The 14583-nt window shown below is 70.0% G+C and carries 14 protein-coding genes, 1 tRNA gene and 1 pseudogene; 5 read left to right on the top strand and 11 right to left on the bottom strand.

All coding sequences use genetic code 11. The features are described from left to right. Positions 1-50: 50 nt before the first annotated feature. On the bottom strand, positions 51-926 hold the full coding sequence (locus tag V7004_RS12060; protein ID WP_334144246.1) for a DEAD/DEAH box helicase: 876 nt from the start codon (positions 924-926) through the stop codon (positions 51-53). 723 nt (positions 927-1649) lie between these two features. Between V7004_RS12060 and V7004_RS12055 the strand changes: the two genes are divergently transcribed. Together V7004_RS12055 and V7004_RS15855 are read left to right on the top strand one after the other, a co-directional pair. Then, positions 1650-1853: a hypothetical protein gene (locus V7004_RS12055; protein ID WP_334144244.1), complete on the top strand. Its 204-nt coding sequence runs from the start codon at positions 1650-1652 to the stop codon at positions 1851-1853. Between the two features lie 120 nt (positions 1854-1973). After that, positions 1974-2153, top strand: a pseudogene (locus tag V7004_RS15855) (integrase core domain-containing protein); the annotation flags it as partial. 222 nt (positions 2154-2375) lie between these two features. Here V7004_RS15855 and V7004_RS12050 read toward each other — a convergent pair. Continuing rightward, the gene (locus tag V7004_RS12050; RefSeq protein ID WP_334144243.1) at positions 2376-2717 is read right to left on the bottom strand and encodes a hypothetical protein; all 342 of its coding nucleotides are present in this window, start codon (positions 2715-2717) and stop codon (positions 2376-2378) included. A 152-nt stretch (positions 2718-2869) separates the two neighbouring features. On the opposite strand from V7004_RS12050, the gene V7004_RS12045 reads away from it, so the two are divergent. After that, positions 2870-2942, top strand: a tRNA-Arg gene (locus V7004_RS12045). A gap of 243 nt (positions 2943-3185) precedes the next feature. Continuing rightward, complete coding sequence (locus V7004_RS12040; RefSeq protein WP_334144241.1) at positions 3186-4175, top strand: sulfotransferase; 990 nt, start codon at positions 3186-3188, stop codon at positions 4173-4175. On the opposite strand, the gene V7004_RS12035 is transcribed toward V7004_RS12040, so the two are convergent. The 5 genes from V7004_RS12035 to V7004_RS12015 all read right to left on the bottom strand — a co-directional run bounded on the left by V7004_RS12035 (position 4120) and on the right by V7004_RS12015 (position 8748). Beyond that, positions 4120-4689 (bottom strand): TetR/AcrR family transcriptional regulator, encoded by a 570-nt coding sequence (locus V7004_RS12035; protein WP_334144240.1) that lies wholly within the window; start codon positions 4687-4689, stop codon positions 4120-4122. The two genes, V7004_RS12040 and V7004_RS12035, sit on opposite strands and share 56 nt — an antisense overlap. 39 nt (positions 4690-4728) lie before the next feature. Next, positions 4729-5424 (bottom strand): ABC transporter ATP-binding protein, encoded by a 696-nt coding sequence (locus tag V7004_RS12030; RefSeq protein WP_334144239.1) that lies wholly within the window; start codon positions 5422-5424, stop codon positions 4729-4731. 2 nt (positions 5425-5426) lie between these two features. Beyond that, positions 5427-6524 (bottom strand): ABC transporter permease, encoded by a 1098-nt coding sequence (locus V7004_RS12025; protein ID WP_334144238.1) that lies wholly within the window; start codon positions 6522-6524, stop codon positions 5427-5429. Between the two features lie 116 nt (positions 6525-6640). Continuing rightward, positions 6641-7543, bottom strand: coding sequence for a sulfite exporter TauE/SafE family protein (locus V7004_RS12020; protein WP_334144237.1), 903 nt, complete (start codon positions 7541-7543; stop codon positions 6641-6643). A 107-nt stretch (positions 7544-7650) separates the two neighbouring features. Beyond that, a complete protein-coding gene (locus V7004_RS12015; RefSeq protein WP_442968055.1) occupies positions 7651-8748 on the bottom strand; it encodes an alpha/beta hydrolase in 1098 nt (365 codons plus the stop codon). A gap of 139 nt (positions 8749-8887) precedes the next feature. Between V7004_RS12015 and V7004_RS12010 the strand changes: the two genes are divergently transcribed. Then, positions 8888-10570 (top strand): ABC transporter substrate-binding protein, encoded by a 1683-nt coding sequence (locus tag V7004_RS12010; RefSeq protein ID WP_334144234.1) that lies wholly within the window; start codon positions 8888-8890, stop codon positions 10568-10570. Between the two features lie 42 nt (positions 10571-10612). On the opposite strand, the gene icd is transcribed toward V7004_RS12010, so the two are convergent. From icd to V7004_RS11990, 4 genes are all read right to left on the bottom strand, one after another. Beyond that, complete coding sequence (gene icd, locus V7004_RS12005; RefSeq protein ID WP_334144233.1) at positions 10613-11809, bottom strand: NADP-dependent isocitrate dehydrogenase; 1197 nt, start codon at positions 11807-11809, stop codon at positions 10613-10615. A gap of 108 nt (positions 11810-11917) precedes the next feature. Beyond that, positions 11918-12784: a methylenetetrahydrofolate reductase [NAD(P)H] gene (gene metF / locus V7004_RS12000; protein WP_442968056.1), complete on the bottom strand. Its 867-nt coding sequence runs from the start codon at positions 12782-12784 to the stop codon at positions 11918-11920. Positions 12785-12811: 27 nt separating this feature from the next. Then, positions 12812-13666: an acyl-CoA thioesterase gene (locus tag V7004_RS11995; RefSeq protein ID WP_334144228.1), complete on the bottom strand. Its 855-nt coding sequence runs from the start codon at positions 13664-13666 to the stop codon at positions 12812-12814. 10 nt (positions 13667-13676) lie between these two features. Beyond that, positions 13677-14537 (bottom strand): bifunctional 5,10-methylenetetrahydrofolate dehydrogenase/5,10-methenyltetrahydrofolate cyclohydrolase, encoded by an 861-nt coding sequence (locus tag V7004_RS11990; protein ID WP_334144226.1) that lies wholly within the window; start codon positions 14535-14537, stop codon positions 13677-13679. Between the last annotated feature and the right edge of the window lie 46 nt (positions 14538-14583).

Below are 14583 nucleotides of genomic sequence, written 5' to 3'. Positions count from 1 at the left end.
GACCCTACAAACCCGAACGACCTGAACCGACAACGCCGAAGGGGTCCACGTCAGCTGGCGACATCGGCAATCTCGCGCTGTTGCTCGGCGAACGAGTTCCCCGACGCCAGGGTTGCCGAGGTACCGATCACCTGGAGGTCGTGAGCCTTGCAGGCCTCCTTGATCCGGCGGATCAGGAACGCCACGTCGGCGCCTTGCCGGCCGCGGTAGGTGTGGAGCTCGTCGAGCACCAAGAAGCGAAGCCCCCGCGCCGCTTGGATGAGGCCCTGCTCGTGGACTCGCGTCAGGATCAGCTCGGCCATGACGTAGTTCGTGAGCAAGATGTCAGGTGGGTTCGCGAGGACCTCTTGCCGCTGTTCCTCGTCCTCCTGACCGGTGTAGCGCCGGAAGGTCACGAGTTCGTTGCCGGCGCCGAACCCGAGCGTGAGGAACTTCTTCAGCTCGTTGTCCTGGCTGTTCGCCAGGGCATTCATCGGGTACACGATGATCGCCTTGATCTGGTTCGCTCCGGCACCGGCCGCCTTCATCCGCAGGACTTCGTCGACGATCGGCAGGATGTACGCCAAGCTCTTGCCTGAGCCCGTCCCAGTTGTGAGCACGTAGTTGTCACCGCTCTGGGCTGCGTCGAGCGCGTCACGTTGATGGCGGTGAAGGGCCAGGGTCCGTCCCACGGGATCCTCGGGGGACTTGATGCGGAAGATCCGTTCGCAATCGGGCCGCAGGACGCCCTCGGAGACGAGGTCGGTGACCGTGACGCCGCCGTCGAAGCTCGGGTTCAGCGAGATCCACGGCTCGGGCCACAGCAGGCCTCGGTCGAGCTCCTGGGTGACGAACTGGTCGATCCGAGGGTCACGGATCTTCAAGAACCCTTTGATGAACTTCGAGTAGTCGTCGACCACCCGCTGCCGAAGATCGAAGATGTCCATGCCACCTCCGGGCGCTCCACTAGTGAGATCCGCCGCAGCTAGGTTCGGACCCGGGACTACGGGACCGGGTGAGCGGACTCCATGCTGCCAGAGACGTCACACAGCGGGTGGTAGCGGGCTCGACGCCGAGCCGCCTCGCTGAACCATCCCTAGCCCCTGACCCCGGGATTCGCTCTGGCGGCTCGCGGCAGTTGGCCTCTGGTCGCGCTGGAGACGTGATGAACGAGCCGGCTGTCGCCTTCGCGCGCGGCGCCAGTCGGGTTGCCCTGACGCAGCTGTCGGGATCTCGGCTCTGCGCGCAAGGAGTCCCTGGCCGTAAGCCACCGCGTCGCCGACCGCATGCCGGTTCGCTCTGAGTGCACCGGCGACATTGGACACGGCCCGACCGTGACGGCCGACCTGCAAGGTCGCCCACCCCCGGGCCCGATCAGTCACCAACAAGCGAGGCGGGCGATCCGTGGGTCCTCATCGGTCCAGGACTCTTGCCGGCACCACGACCTCGGGCACCAGAACCGGTGCTTGCGCCACCGTAGGGTTACCGGCCAGCCGAAGCAGGTCAGGTCGACGAGCTCAACCGCCGGACGGTCCTTCGCCCACGCCCGCTCACCACAGGTCAGACACACACACCAGGGCCTCGAGCGTCGACTCGACCGTGACTACCATGCGGCCCTCCAACGACAGCTGGGGCCCCCACTGACCGGCCACCTCGAGTAGGAGGTTGGGATGTCAACGATGCAGCAACAGCCCGCGAGGACGCGGCGTAGCTTCACCGATGGGCTCAAGCGTGACGCGGTGACGATGGCGTTCGATGAGGGCCAAAGGATCGTCGATGTCACCCGTCAGCTCTGGGTCGGTGACGGCACGCTGGGCAACCGGGTCCGCCAGGAACGCGTCAACCGGGGTGTGCGGGCCGGGTGGACCATCTGAGAGAAGGCCGAACTCGCCGAGCTACGCAGTACCTGTCCGGGACTACCCTGAGCTCATCGACGAGCTCGGCATGGCCCCCCAGTCGGTCGGCCGCACCGGCGTGTACCGGACAACTCGGTAGCCGAGAAAGCCTGGTCGTCGCTCGAGAGAGCTCGTACACCGCTCTACAGCTTCCCCGCCCGGACTACCGCCCGACTGGCGATCGTCGCCTGGATCAGCCGCTACAACTCGTACCGACCTCACTCGACCCTCGGCTACATCCCGCCGATCGACTGGGAGCACCAGTACCGTCAGCCCTAGGCCGACAAAGCCGCGCGACCAACGTGGCCGGTCAGCGAGGGGACTCCACTATGGATATTGGGTCAGGGTCTGGTCGTCGGTGACGTTCTGACGGTAGTCGGCGGTTTCGTGGGCTGCTGGGGCGGTGGAGCCGCGTTCGACTCGTCGAGTTCGACCGGCTGTGGGAATTCGCTCCGCACGCCCGGGGGCCTCCTCGAAGCTCTCGGAAGAGGGCTGAGGTGTTCACGTCGCCAGGTAGTGCCCGCGCTCGGGTCGCCGCACCCGATCTGCCTTGAGCAGGTAGTCGAGCGTGGCGGTCACGCTGCGCAGGTCCTCGGCCCGCCCGGAGGCCTGAAGGGCATGCAGGAGTTCGGTCGGGGACATGGTCCCGGACGCCTGTCGGAGGACCGTCAGAATGGCGTCGGTTCGGCTCATGTCCGTGAGACCGGCGTCGCCACCGAGCCCGGCGCGCAACGCCTTGAGCTCGGCTTCGAGCCCCCGCAGCCGCGCCACCTCTTCGCTCACCCGGGCTCGCTGGGTGAGCAGGTCGGCCTCCACCTGGGCGATCCGCTCCACCAACCCCATTTCTACAATATAACCAAACTAAAGGCTGTTACCTAGTTTGTTTATGGTCACCGTTCGTGGGCCTGGTCGCCAGGACCGTGAAGGGAAGGGCAGTAGCCTGCAACCCCGGTTGGATGCGCGGAGCTTCACGCGGAGCTTGGCGCGGAAGTCCCGCCCTCGTAGCTCAGGGGATAGAGCAACGGTTTCCTAAACCGTGTGTCGCAGGTTCGAATCCTGCCGGGGGCGCTCAGGGTGCGCTGGCGGAGCGGGCGTCAACGGACAAGATCCCCGCCGGAGGGGCATCATCGACATTCGCGACCACCTCGGCGACGGCCACTGATCGCCACCGGTATCCCCGCCGTCCCCCGACTGGTACGCCCCGAGGTTCACCCGGACGAGCGATCACGCGCACCGGAACGCCACCGAAGGTTCGCTCTCCCGTAGACCGGTGGAGGGCCGGATGTCAGCTTCGCCTGCGATGGTGCGCCCATGGCCGCACGGACGCCGACCCTGGTCCACGTCATCGGCACCCCGCGAGGGGGCACGCACATCGTGGGACGGGTGATCGGCGCACTGCCCGGCGCCCTCTACGGCGGGGAGCTCACCTCCCTGTGGCGGTCGCTGCGCCGCGATCCCGACCTGCGCTGCGCGTGCGGTGATCGCACCCGCGCCTGTCCGGTGTGGGCCGACGCCACCGATCTCGCTCCGGCCGAGCTGGATCGCCTGTTCGCCCTCCAACGCCAGGTCGCTCCCTCCGACCGGAGCTGGCGACGAGCCCGGGCGGTGCTCCGCCGGCTCGACGCCGGCGACGAACCCACCGACGCCGAAGCTCGCTACCTCCGCCGCCTGGAGAGCCGCGTCCAGGTGCTGGCGCGGGCCAACGACGCCCGGTTGGTCGTGGACGTGTCGAAGAACCCCACCGACGCGGTGTTGACCTCGCTCGCGGGGACGATCGACACGCTCGTGGTGCACGTCGTGCGCGACCCCCGGGGCGTGGTCAACTCGGTGCGCCGGCGCGGCAAGGCCGGTCCCGGCACGGACGCCCGGGTGGCGCTGGCCTGGCTGGCCCAGCACACCACGGTGGCCCGCATCGGCGACGCGATCGGTCCCCGCTACGTGCCGGTGAGCTACGAGGCGTTCTGCGCGGACCCCGAGACGGCCCTCGCCCCCGTGCTGGATCAGCTCGCGCTGGCCGGCTCGGACTTCCCGGACACGGCGTCCCCCGACTGCCCGGTGTTCTTCCACAACCCCGCACCGGGCGTGCCGGGTGGGCGCCAAGGCATACAGGTGCGGCTGGACGACCGCTGGCGGCGGGAGCTGCCCGCCGCCAGCCGCCTGCTCGTGCGATCACTCACCTGGCCCTGGCGAGCTGGTGAGACCGGACGGCGGGAGCGCTCCGGTCAGCCTCCGCGATCCGATCGACTCACGCCTCCACCACCGCCACCGCGGCGCGCTCGAGCTCTGCCCGCACCTGCCTGACCGGCGTCCCCCGCCCGAGGGCGTCCCCGGCGGCCCGCAGGAGCCCCACGACGAACGAGGACACGAGCGCGGGATCCCGCCGGGCTCGCCCCCGGCCGCGAGCGCGGAGCGCTTCGGCCACGATCGGCTCCACCGTGGCGTACAGCCGCCGGTGCTCGGCCACCACCGCCTCGAACACCTCCGGCCGGAGGTCACCGAGGTTCACCGCGATCCGGGTGAAGAGCTGGTGATCGGGCTCCAGCAGGTAGTCGAGCTGGAGTCGCAGCCAACGCCGCAGACGCAGTGTGGGCGGCCCCTCGGAGCGGGCGATCGCCGCGCTGCGCTCCACGAGGGCGGCGTTCTCGCGCCGCAACCACGCCAGCAGGATGTGGTCCTTGTCGGGGAAGTACCGGTACAGCGAGCTGCGAGCCAGCCCGACCCGCTCGGCGATTTCGGCCATGGTCACCGCGGCGAATCCCCGCTCGGCGAACAGCTCGGTCGCGGCCCGCACCACCGCCTCCTCCTGGTGTGCCACGTGGGCAGCGATGCTGGGTCCGGTGATGCGCGGCACCGATCACCCCGTCTCGACGGTCACGTCGTGCAGCCGGTGATCGCGCAGCTCCAGGCGCCGGTCGGCGAGGTCGAGCTGGGCGGGGTCGTGGATCACCACCAGGGTGGCCACCTTCCGCTGGCGAGTCTCCTGTGCGAGCGCCTCCATGATCTGTCGGGAGCGCTCGGGGTCGAGCGCTGCGGTCGGCTCGTCGGCCAGCACCACCGAGGGCTGGCCCATCAGGGCCCGCCCGATGGCCACCCGCTGGCGCTCGCCACCCGACAGGTGCGAGGGGAGGTGGTGCAGGCGATCGCCCAGGCCGAGCTCCCCGAGCAGGTCCCGGGCCCGGCGGCGGGCGGCCCGGTCGAGCCGACCGTGGATGTGCGCCACCAGCTCGAGCTGCTCGACCGCTCGCAGGGAGGGGAACAGCTGCGCGCTCTGGTGCACGAAGGCCACGTGGTCCCGTCGCAGGCGGGTCCGCTGGCGGACCCCGAGCGCGCTGGTGGGTTGCCCGGCGACGATCACCTCACCGCGCGACGGGCGGCGCAACAGGCCGGCCACCGAGAGCAGGGTCGACTTCCCCGAACCTGACCGGCCGGTGATCACCACCAGCTGGCCACGCTCCAGGCTCAGGTCGACCCCGTCGAGGATCGTGAGGGTCTCGTCGCCATCGCGCACGTCGACGCCCACACCGGACAGCTGCAGAGCGCTGGTTTCCATCGTCACGCCTCCACCGAGAGGGAGATGGCCGGGTCGATGCGGGTGAGCCGCCGCAACGCCACCAGGCTGCCTGCCATACCCGCCACCGCGAGAGCGAGGGACGACGCGCCGACCGAGCCGGCCGCCAGGCTGAACGGCACGTCCTCGCTCACCAGGCTGCCGAGACCGAGGCCCACCGCCGTGCCCACCGCGATCGAGGCTGCCAGCACCACTGCGAGCTGCCCCAGGGCGTCGCGCGCGACGTACCCGTTGGAGGCTCCCATGGCCTTCAGCAGGCCGATCTGGCGGGTCCGCTGGACGGTCCACACAGTGAAGAACGCGCCCACCACCAACGCGGAGATCACCAGGAGGAACCCCCGGATCAGGGTCATGGTCGCGGTCTCCGCGCTGTAGCCGGGCGAACCGTTGAAGGCTTGGGTCTTGGTGACCGTGTCGGTGCCGGCGGTGGCGTCGAGGGACGCAGCGTCGAACGGCCGGTCGGCCTGGAGGGCGATGGCGGAGAACCGCCCTCGTGGATCCTGCCCGTAGACGAGGCTCTGCCAGGTGGCCAGGCCGGTGTAGGCGATGGGCACGTGGCCGTAGGTTCCGCCGAAGGTGAAACCCACCACCGGCAGCGACCGGTCGGTACCGAGGATCTCGAGCCTGTCACCGAGGGCCACCTTGCCCTGCAGCTCCTCGCTCAGCACCAGCCCCCCGTCGAGCGGTGAGGCCTTCGGGTCGGCCTCGGCGGCCCCGGCGGATTCCTCGGCGAGGAAGCCGTGGGGGTCCACCCCGAAGAGGGCCAGGTCCACGCTGGTGCCCGAGCTCGACGAGGCGTTCACGAACGACACCCCGATCGGCGTGGCCCGGAGATCGGGAACGTCTTCGAAGGCCGCCAGGGCGTCGGGGCCCAGCACCGAGCGGCTGAAGGAGCTCTCAGCCCCGCGCTGGAACGCCAGGTGTGAGATCGGCAGGGCTCGTAAGCCGGAGATCCCGTCGTCGACCAGGCCGGTGGCCAGTCCCGACAGCAGGGTCGACAGGAGCGCCACCAGCGAGATGACCGAGCCGATCAGCACGAACCGTCCCCTGGCCACCCGCAGGTCTCGCAGTGCGAGGAACACCTGCACACCTCCTTGTTGTCGACGTGGTGTCGCCAACATATCGACGGGGTGTCGCCATCAACAACCCCGGGCCGGCGCCGTGAGACGTGGCGGCGTGGCCGCCCGATACCTCGCGCTCAGGACGTGGGCTCGGCGGCGCGCCCCGGCCACCAGCGAGGGGCCAGAGCGGCGATCGCCACCAGCACCGGGACGAGGAAGTAGGCGACCCATCGCCCGGTGGAGAGGTGAGCCCAGTCGGCGAGCTCGCGGGTGTTGGTGAGGAGCAGGACCGCTCCCACCGCCAGGCCCATCGCCCTCGCCGGGACGAAGCGGATGGCAAGGGCGGCCACGGGGGCGGCGACGACGCCACCCCCGAGCATGGCCAGGATCACGCCGGGATCGAGACCTCCACCTCCCAGCGCGCCGAGCAGGGAGCCGGCCGAGACCGCTGCCACCGCGACCTCCGCGGTGTTCACCGAGCCCACGGCGAAGCGGGGCCGTAGACCCCGGTGCAGCAGGAACGGCGTGACCACCGGCCCCCAGGCGCCGACCAGCCCATTGGTCACCCCACCCGCGGCGGCGACGAGCCCGGTCCCGCGCTGGTCGAACGCCGGCATGCTCGGGGGGTCGTGGGCGTAGTCGTCGACACCCTCCCGCGGGGTGTCGGCGTCCGGCAGCGGGCGGCTGAAGCGCAACAGGATCCGCAGCCCCACCACCACCAGCATCGCGGCCAGGATCGGCCGGAGGGTCTTGCCGTCGATGTTGGCGAGCACCGTCACCCCGATCACCGCGCCCAGCGATCCGGCGACCGCCAGCCGGATCACCAGGCGGTGGTCGATGTTGCGGAACCGCCAGTGGGAGACCGCCGCGGCCACGCCCGTCGCCACCTTGGCCAGGTTCACCGTGGTCGAGGTGGTGGCGGGGCTCAACCCCGCACCGAGCAGGATGGTCGACGACGTCGGGCCGAAGCCCATGCCGAGCGCGCCGTCGACGAACGACGCCGCGAATCCTGCCAGGGCGACGAACACCAGCTCGTGCATGGTCTCGCACACTAGACATTTCCCACTATGTTGGTCAAGAAGCTAGGTAATCGGCAGCGGGCCACTGCGGGATCCCCGGGAGTCGAGGAAGCGCTCGGCGCCGGCGCTCAGCGTGCGGGAGACCGCAGTGGCCCCACCGGCGGCGTCGTCGACACCACGCCCGGCAAGCGCTGGTGCACGAAGTCCCGGACCGCCCGATAGACCCGGCGGCTCTGGTCGGCCCAGGGCATGAGGATCGGGAACACGTGGAACATCCCCCGTTCTTCCATCGCCACGTGATCGACTCCGGCCTCCGCCAGACGTTCCACGAACCGGCGGATCGGGTCCCGGAACATCTCCTCGTCGCCCCAGGCGACGAAGGTGGGTGGGTAGCCGCGCAGGTTCGCGTTGACCGGTGAGACGAACTCGCTGCTGGCATCGAAGCCGTGCAGGTAGGCCGAGGTCGGGATGTTCCACGGCAGGACGTCGAACGGCGCGTTCTCCGTGACCGAGGGCTCGTCGAGCTTCAGGTCCACCTCCGGCGAGAACAGGATCATCCCGCCAGGAACCTGCCCGGTCGCCGACCGCACCAGTGTGAGCATGGCCGTGCTGGCCACGCCTCCGCCGCCCGAATCGCCGGCCAGAAAGATGCGATCCGGTTCGATGCCGTCCGCGACCAACGCCTCGAGCACGCGCAGCGCGTCCTCCACGTCCGCCGGGAACGGGAACTCGGGTGCCAGCCGGTAGTCGGCCACGAAGACCTCGCATCCCGTCTCCCGGGCCAAGGTGGCGGTGAAGGCCGCGTACATCCGAGGCGACGTGCCGATGTAGCCGCCACCGTGGAGATAGAGGATGGTGGCCGGCGGCCGCCCGGCGCGGGGCCGGTACCAGATCCCGGGCACGCCACCGACGCTCGCCTCCTCGGTGTCGACGTCCAAGGCGCTGACCACCGGGGGCATGACCAGCCCGCACAACGAGTCGAGCAGCAGCTCGATCGAGCGGAACTCATCGATGGGCAACGACGACGAGTAGCCCATGAAGGTCCGGACCACCTCCCGGGTGACCGACGCCCCGAGGTTGCCCATGAGAGTGCCCACACCCTGCCAGGGGCGGCGGAAGGGCACCCGGGCCAAGGCGTTGATCGACTGTTGCGCCAGGCCCACCACGTCCACCAGCGCGATGGGGGCAGGAGCGGTGCGCACCTCAGGGCGGTTCCCCATCACCATGCCCTCACGAACCTCCTCGTCCGGCAGCGTCCGCAGTCTGGCATCTCGACCCGATCCGCGCCCCGCTCCCGCGTCGCGACCGGCGGAGGGCCCCGGCAGGTGCGATGATGCTCCTGCTCACCGGAACCGAGGGGGAACCATGGGGACGGATCGGAGGGCCCGCCGCGCGGTACCGGCCGCGCTCGTGCTGGCACTGCTGCTGGGAGTCGCGGCCTGTGGCGGCGGCTCGACCGACGGCACGACCGCCGCCGCCGCCGGGGCGGGAGCCGACGTCACACTGCCCAGCGAGGGACCACCGCGCTCGGGGGGGACCTTGCGCTACGCGCTGGCCAGCGAGTCGGACGGCTGGAACCCCACCGTCAACCGCTGGGCGGGCGACGGCACCGAGGTGGGTCTCACGATCTTCGATCCCCTGGCCGCCTACGACGCGGAGGGCATGGCCGTGCCCTACCTCGCCGAGGCGTTCGTCCCCAACGCGGACTTCACCGAGTGGACGATCCGGTTGCGTCCCGGCGTGCGGTTCCACAACGGCCAGCCCCTCGACGCCGGCGCCGTGATCCGGGCCATCGAAGGGCACCAGCAGTCACCGTTGACCCGTAACGCCATCGCGCCCGTGAGCGGGGTGTCCGCCCCCGACCCGCTGACCGTCGTGGTCACCATGCGCGAGCCGTGGTCGTCGTTCCCGGTGGTGCTCACCGGGCAAGCCGGCGCGGTGCCCGCCCCCGCCCAGCTCGACGACCCCGACTCGAGCCGCCACCCGATCGGCACCGGCCCGTTCCGGTTCGTGTCGTGGACCCCGGACAAAGAGCTGGTGGTGGAGCGCAACCCGGACTACTGGCGCCGCGACGAGGCCGGGCAGCCGCTCCCCTATCTGGACCGGATCGTCTTCCGGCCCATCACCGACGACTCGCAACGAGTCAACGCCCTGGAGACCGGCGACGTCGACATGACCTGGACCAGCGCCGCCACCTCGGTCAAGCGGCTCCGGGACCTGGCCGGCCAGGGGCGGATCCAGCTCGTCGAGCAGCACGGCCAGACCGAGGTGAGCTTCGTGATGTTGAACCTCGCCGCGCCGCCGTTCGACAACCTCCACGCCCGCCGGGCCATCGCCACCGCCACCGACGCCCGATCCTGGGTCGACGTGATCGCCGAGGGGGTGACCCAGCCCGCCTACACGCTGTTCCGGCCTGGCTCGAGGTGGTACAGCGACATCCGGCTCCCAGCCTTCGACCTCGAGAGCGCCCGGGCTGAGGTCGCCGCCTACCAGGAAGCCACCGGCCAACCGCTCTCGTTCACGCTCTCGGTCGGGGCGACCTCCACCGCCAGGCAACAGGGCGAGTTCCTCAAGGCCGCCTGGGAGCAGGTGGGCATGCGGGTCGACATCAAGCAGGTGGAGGCCTCCACCTACATCCTCGACGGCGTGCTCGGGAACTACCAGGCCATCCTGTGGGCCCAGTTCGGCTCCCCCGACCCGGACTACGAGCAGGTCTGGTGGCTCTCGGAGACCTCCGCGCCGGTGGGCTCGATCAGCCTGAACTTCCCCCGCCACGAGGACCCGGCCACCGACGCCGCACTGACCCGGGCTCGCTCCACCCAGGACGTCGACGAGCGGAAGGCCGCGTACGACGAGGTGCAGCGACGCTTCGCCGAGGACATCCCCTACGTCTGGCTCGACTACTCGCAACCCGTGATCGGGGCGTCGACCAGCGTGCGGGGCATCACCAACGGCCCGCTCCCCGACGGGCAGGCCTCCTGGCCCATGGGCGGCCCGGGGAGCTTCTCGATGGTCACCCGCCTGACCCAGACCTGGCTGACCGGCTGACCGGCCACGCCGGCGACGGGCAGGCCGGCGGCGCGTCGCCGCTCAGAGACGATCGACGATCGCGGCCGCGAACTCGCTGGTCTTGACCTCGGTGGCACCCTCCATGAGGCGGGCGAAGTCGTAGGTGACGATCTTCTCGGAGATGGTCTGCTCCATGGCGGCCACGATGTCAGCTGCGGCATCGCCCCAACCGAGGTGCTCGAACATCATCACCCCGGAGAGGATCACCGAACCGGGGTTGACCTTGTCCTGGCCCGCGTACTTGGGGGCGGTGCCGTGTGTGGCCTCGAAGATGCCGTGGCCGGTGACGTAGTTGATGTTGCCGCCGGGCGCGATGCCGATGCCGCCGACCTGTGCGGCCAGTGCATCGGAGAGGTAGTCGCCGTTGAGGTTCATGGTGGCGATGACGTCGAACTCGTCCGGTCGGGTCAGCACCTGCTGGAGGGTGATGTCCGCGATGGCGTCTTTCACCAGGATGCGATCGCCGGGGTTGCCCCCGCAGTCGTCCCAGCCCACGGCCACGTCCGCGAACTCCTCGCGGGTGAGCTCGTAGCCCCAGTTGCGGAAGGCGCCCTCGGTGAACTTCATGATGTTGCCCTTGTGCACCAGGGTCACGCTCTTGCGACCCCGGTCGACCGCGTACTGGATCGCCGCCCGGATCAGGCGCTTCGACCCGCTCTCGGACACCGGCTTGATGCCCACCCCCGAGTCGGGCTTGATGGTCCACCCGAAGGCGTCGTGGAGCAGGTCGATGAGCTTGGCGGCCTCGGGCGTGCCTGCCTTCACCTCCAGGCCGGCGTAGATGTCCTCGGTGTTCTCCCGGAAGATCACCATGTCCACCAGGTCGGGACGCTTGACCGGCGAGGGCACACCCTGGAACCAGCGCACCGGCCGCAGGCAAACGTAGAGGTCGAGGATCTGGCGCAGGGCCACGTTGAGGCTGCGGAAGCCCTCGCCCACCGGTGTGGTCAGCGGGCCCTTGATGCCGATGAGGTACTCCTGGAAAACCTCCACCGTCTCCTGCGGCAACCAGTCACCCGTCTCGTTGAAGGCCTTCTCGCCCGCCAGCACCTCCTTCCACTCGATGCGGCGCCCGTGCTTGGCCGCCGCCGCGTCGAAGACGGCCTGGGCGGCGGGCCAGATGTCCACGCCCGTGCCATCACCTTCGATGAAGGGGATGATCGGGTGGTCGGAGACGTTGAGCGAACCGTCGGCGTTCTGGGTGATCTTGTCGGCCATGAGCCGAGGCTACCGGCGGCAGCGCCGACGGGGCAAGACAAGTTCAAGACAAGTGTGGGCGCCCGGCCGGGTCAGCTCTCCGGCCAACCCCTTGCCGACCGGGGCCGGTCAGGGCTGCTCGCCACTTCCTGCGCCGAGGCCCAGGTTGGCGTAGATCTCGCGGGTGGCGCGGGAGCGGTTCAGTGTGTAGAAGTGCACGCCCGGCACACCCTCCGCCAGCAGCCGCTGGCACAGGTCAGTGGCGATCTCCACCCCGATAGCCCGCACCGCGGCCGGATCGTCGGCGACGGCTTCGAAGCGAGCTGCGAGATGCCGGGGGAACTCTGCCCCGGCGAGCTGGGCGAAACGCTCCACCTGCTTCACGTTCGTCACCGGGATCACCCCGGGGATCACCGGCTTCGAGCATCCCAGGGCATCGAGCTCGTCGATCATGCGCAGGTACGGTTCCGGCTCGAAGAAGAACTGGGTGATGGCGAAGTCGGCCAGGGCCAGCTTCTCGGCCAGGTGCCGGCGATCGCTCTCCCGGTCCGGCGAGCGGGGATGCAGCTCGGGGTGCGCCGCCACCCCGATGGAGAAGTCGTCGTGCTCCCTGATCAGCTCGACGAGCTCGTAGGCGTAGCGCAGGTCATGGGGGTAGTCGTCCACGTCCGCCGGTGGGTCGCCGGCCAGCGCCAGCAGATTGCGGACCCCCGCCTGCTGGTACTCCGAGATGATCTGCGAGAGCTGCTCGCGGGTGTGCGCGATGCACGTGAGATGCGCCATCGCGGTCATCGTCGTGTCACGTTCGATGTGCACGACGATGTCGCGGGTGCGATCGCGGGTCGATCCACCCGCGCCGTAGGTGACCGAGACGAAGGACGGATGCAGGGGCTCGAGCTCGCGGAGCGTCTTTTCCAGCTCCCGGGCGGCTTCGTCGGTCTTCGGGGGGAAGAACTCGAACGAGAAGGTGCGGCCGGCCGCCAGCAGGTCCCGGATGTACGTCACGAACGAGAGGCTAGGTGGTCAGGGGACGATGCGACGAAGCATCGTCTGGGTCGAGGTGGCGACCAGCCGGCCACCCGACCACAGGTCGGTCTCCGCGTAGACATGACCCGATCCCACCCACCTGGCCCGGATGTCGGTGAGCACCCATTCCTCAGGGACCGGCTCGAGGAAGCTGATCGACAGGTCGAGGGAGAGGAAGAACATCGGCATCTCCCCGGGGCGGCCCTTCACCCACACCGCCGGGCCCGGCAGGTCCGCGAAGGGCAGCAGCCCCAGGGGGTCGATGGAACCGTCCGGGCACCGAGGAGTCTCGAGATAGCGGTTCCAGCGGACGTGGCGCGCCGGCTGGTCGGGCGTCCAGCCCTCGGCCCACGGCACCATGCCGATCACCGAGCGGACGTCGAGGTGGTCGAACAGCGGCGGTGGGGGGATCGGGCCGCCGTGGGCGGGCACACCGAAGCCGCTCTCGCTCGGCAGCTGCTCAGGCGACGGCACGTCGGGATGCCGAGCATCCAGCCAGGCCGGGGACTCCCCATCCGCGGTGAACACGACGGTCAGGTCGATGGCGGCGTGGTCCTGCTGCCCGCAGGTGCCGGTGACGCGCACGTGCGCGCTGCGCTTGCCCTGCCGCAACGAGACCACGTCGAAGAACAGGTCGTTGCTCGGCGGGGCGAGGAACACCGCGTGCGCCAGGCGCATCGCCAACTCCGGCCGGTCGGTGGCCTCCCGAGCAGCGCGGAGACCGGCGGCCACGAGCATGCCGCCGTGCACCCCGCCCGGTGTCGACCAGCTGGGAGGGATGTGGACATCGAACCGGCCCGGCACGCCAGGCGACGGGGTGACCGCGGTGGCAGCGGCGAAGGACTCGGGCATCGGCGGGACGCTAGCGACCGGCTCGCCGCTCGGCGGCATCCACGGTGTTCGACATGAGCATGGCCCGGGTCATGGGGCCGACTCCACCGATGCGGGGTGACAACCACCCGGCGACCTCCGCCACCTCGTCGGCGACGTCGGAGAGCAGCTTGCGCCCCTCGAAGCTCACTCCAGCGGCGACGATGACCGCACCGGGCTTGACCATCTCCGCGGTGATGAGCCCCGGTGAGCCGGCGGCGGCGACGAGGATGTCGGCCTGGCGGGTGTACGCGGCGAGGTCGGCGATGCCGGTGTGCACCACGGTCACCGCCGCGTTGGCGTTTGGTCGCTTGAGGGAGAGCAGGTTGGCCAGCGGCCGGCCGATCGTAAGCCCCCGGCCCACGATCACCACGTGGCGCCCGGCGATCGGGATCTCGTAGTGCTCGAGCAGCCGCTGGATGCCCGCCGGGGTGCACGCCAGCGGGGCGTCGATGCCCTGCACCAGCTTGCCGAGGTTGACCGGGTGCAGGCCGTCGGCGTCCTTGGCGGGGTCGACCTCCAGCAGGATGGCCTCGTAGTCGAGGTGCGGGGGGAACGGATACTGGACGATGTACGCGTCGACCTCGGGATTGGCGTTGAACTGGCGCACCGCGGTGAGCACTTCGTCGTGGGTGGCGTCGGCACCGAGGTGCACCTCGAAGGAGGCCATGCCGAGCGCCTGGGAATCGCGGTGCTTCATGGCCACGTAGTTGGCCGAGGGTGGATCGTCACCCACGAGGATGGTGCCCAGCCCCGGCCGGATGCCTCGCTCGGCGAGCACCGCGATGCGCGCCGCGAGCTGTTCCTTGATGAGCGAGGCGACCAGTTCCCCGTCGAGCGTCCGTGCCGTCATGCGGTGGCGAACCTAGCGTTTGCCCGTTTCTCTCCCCAACCGGCAC

This window comes from Rhabdothermincola sp. (assembly GCF_036846205.1).
GTDB lineage: Bacteria > Actinomycetota > Acidimicrobiia > Acidimicrobiales > Acidimicrobilacustridaceae > Rhabdothermincola.
Note: the sequence above shows the minus strand (reverse complement) of the source record. Positions and strands in the feature narration are given on the sequence as shown.

Bases quoted from the DNA above. Each gene is read 5' to 3' on its own strand.
- V7004_RS12055 (WP_334144244.1), top strand. From the start codon at position 1,650: ATGTCAACGATGCAGCAACAGCCCGCGAGGACGCGGCGTAGCTTCACC.
- V7004_RS12050 (WP_334144243.1), bottom strand. From the start codon at position 2,717: ATGGGGTTGGTGGAGCGGATCGCCCAGGTGGAGGCCGACCTGCTCACC.
- V7004_RS12060 (WP_334144246.1), bottom strand. From the start codon at position 926: ATGGACATCTTCGATCTTCGGCAGCGGGTGGTCGACGACTACTCGAAG.
- V7004_RS12020 (WP_334144237.1), bottom strand. From the start codon at position 7,543: ATGCACGAGCTGGTGTTCGTCGCCCTGGCAGGATTCGCGGCGTCGTTC.
- V7004_RS12015 (WP_442968055.1), bottom strand. From the start codon at position 8,748: ATGGTGATGGGGAACCGCCCTGAGGTGCGCACCGCTCCTGCCCCCATC.
- V7004_RS12040 (WP_334144241.1), top strand. From the start codon at position 3,186: ATGGCCGCACGGACGCCGACCCTGGTCCACGTCATCGGCACCCCGCGA.
- V7004_RS11995 (WP_334144228.1), bottom strand. From the start codon at position 13,666: ATGCCCGAGTCCTTCGCCGCTGCCACCGCGGTCACCCCGTCGCCTGGC.
- V7004_RS12010 (WP_334144234.1), top strand. From the start codon at position 8,888: ATGGGGACGGATCGGAGGGCCCGCCGCGCGGTACCGGCCGCGCTCGTG.
- icd (WP_334144233.1), bottom strand. From the start codon at position 11,809: ATGGCCGACAAGATCACCCAGAACGCCGACGGTTCGCTCAACGTCTCC.
- V7004_RS11990 (WP_334144226.1), bottom strand. From the start codon at position 14,537: ATGACGGCACGGACGCTCGACGGGGAACTGGTCGCCTCGCTCATCAAG.
- V7004_RS12030 (WP_334144239.1), bottom strand. From the start codon at position 5,424: ATGGAAACCAGCGCTCTGCAGCTGTCCGGTGTGGGCGTCGACGTGCGC.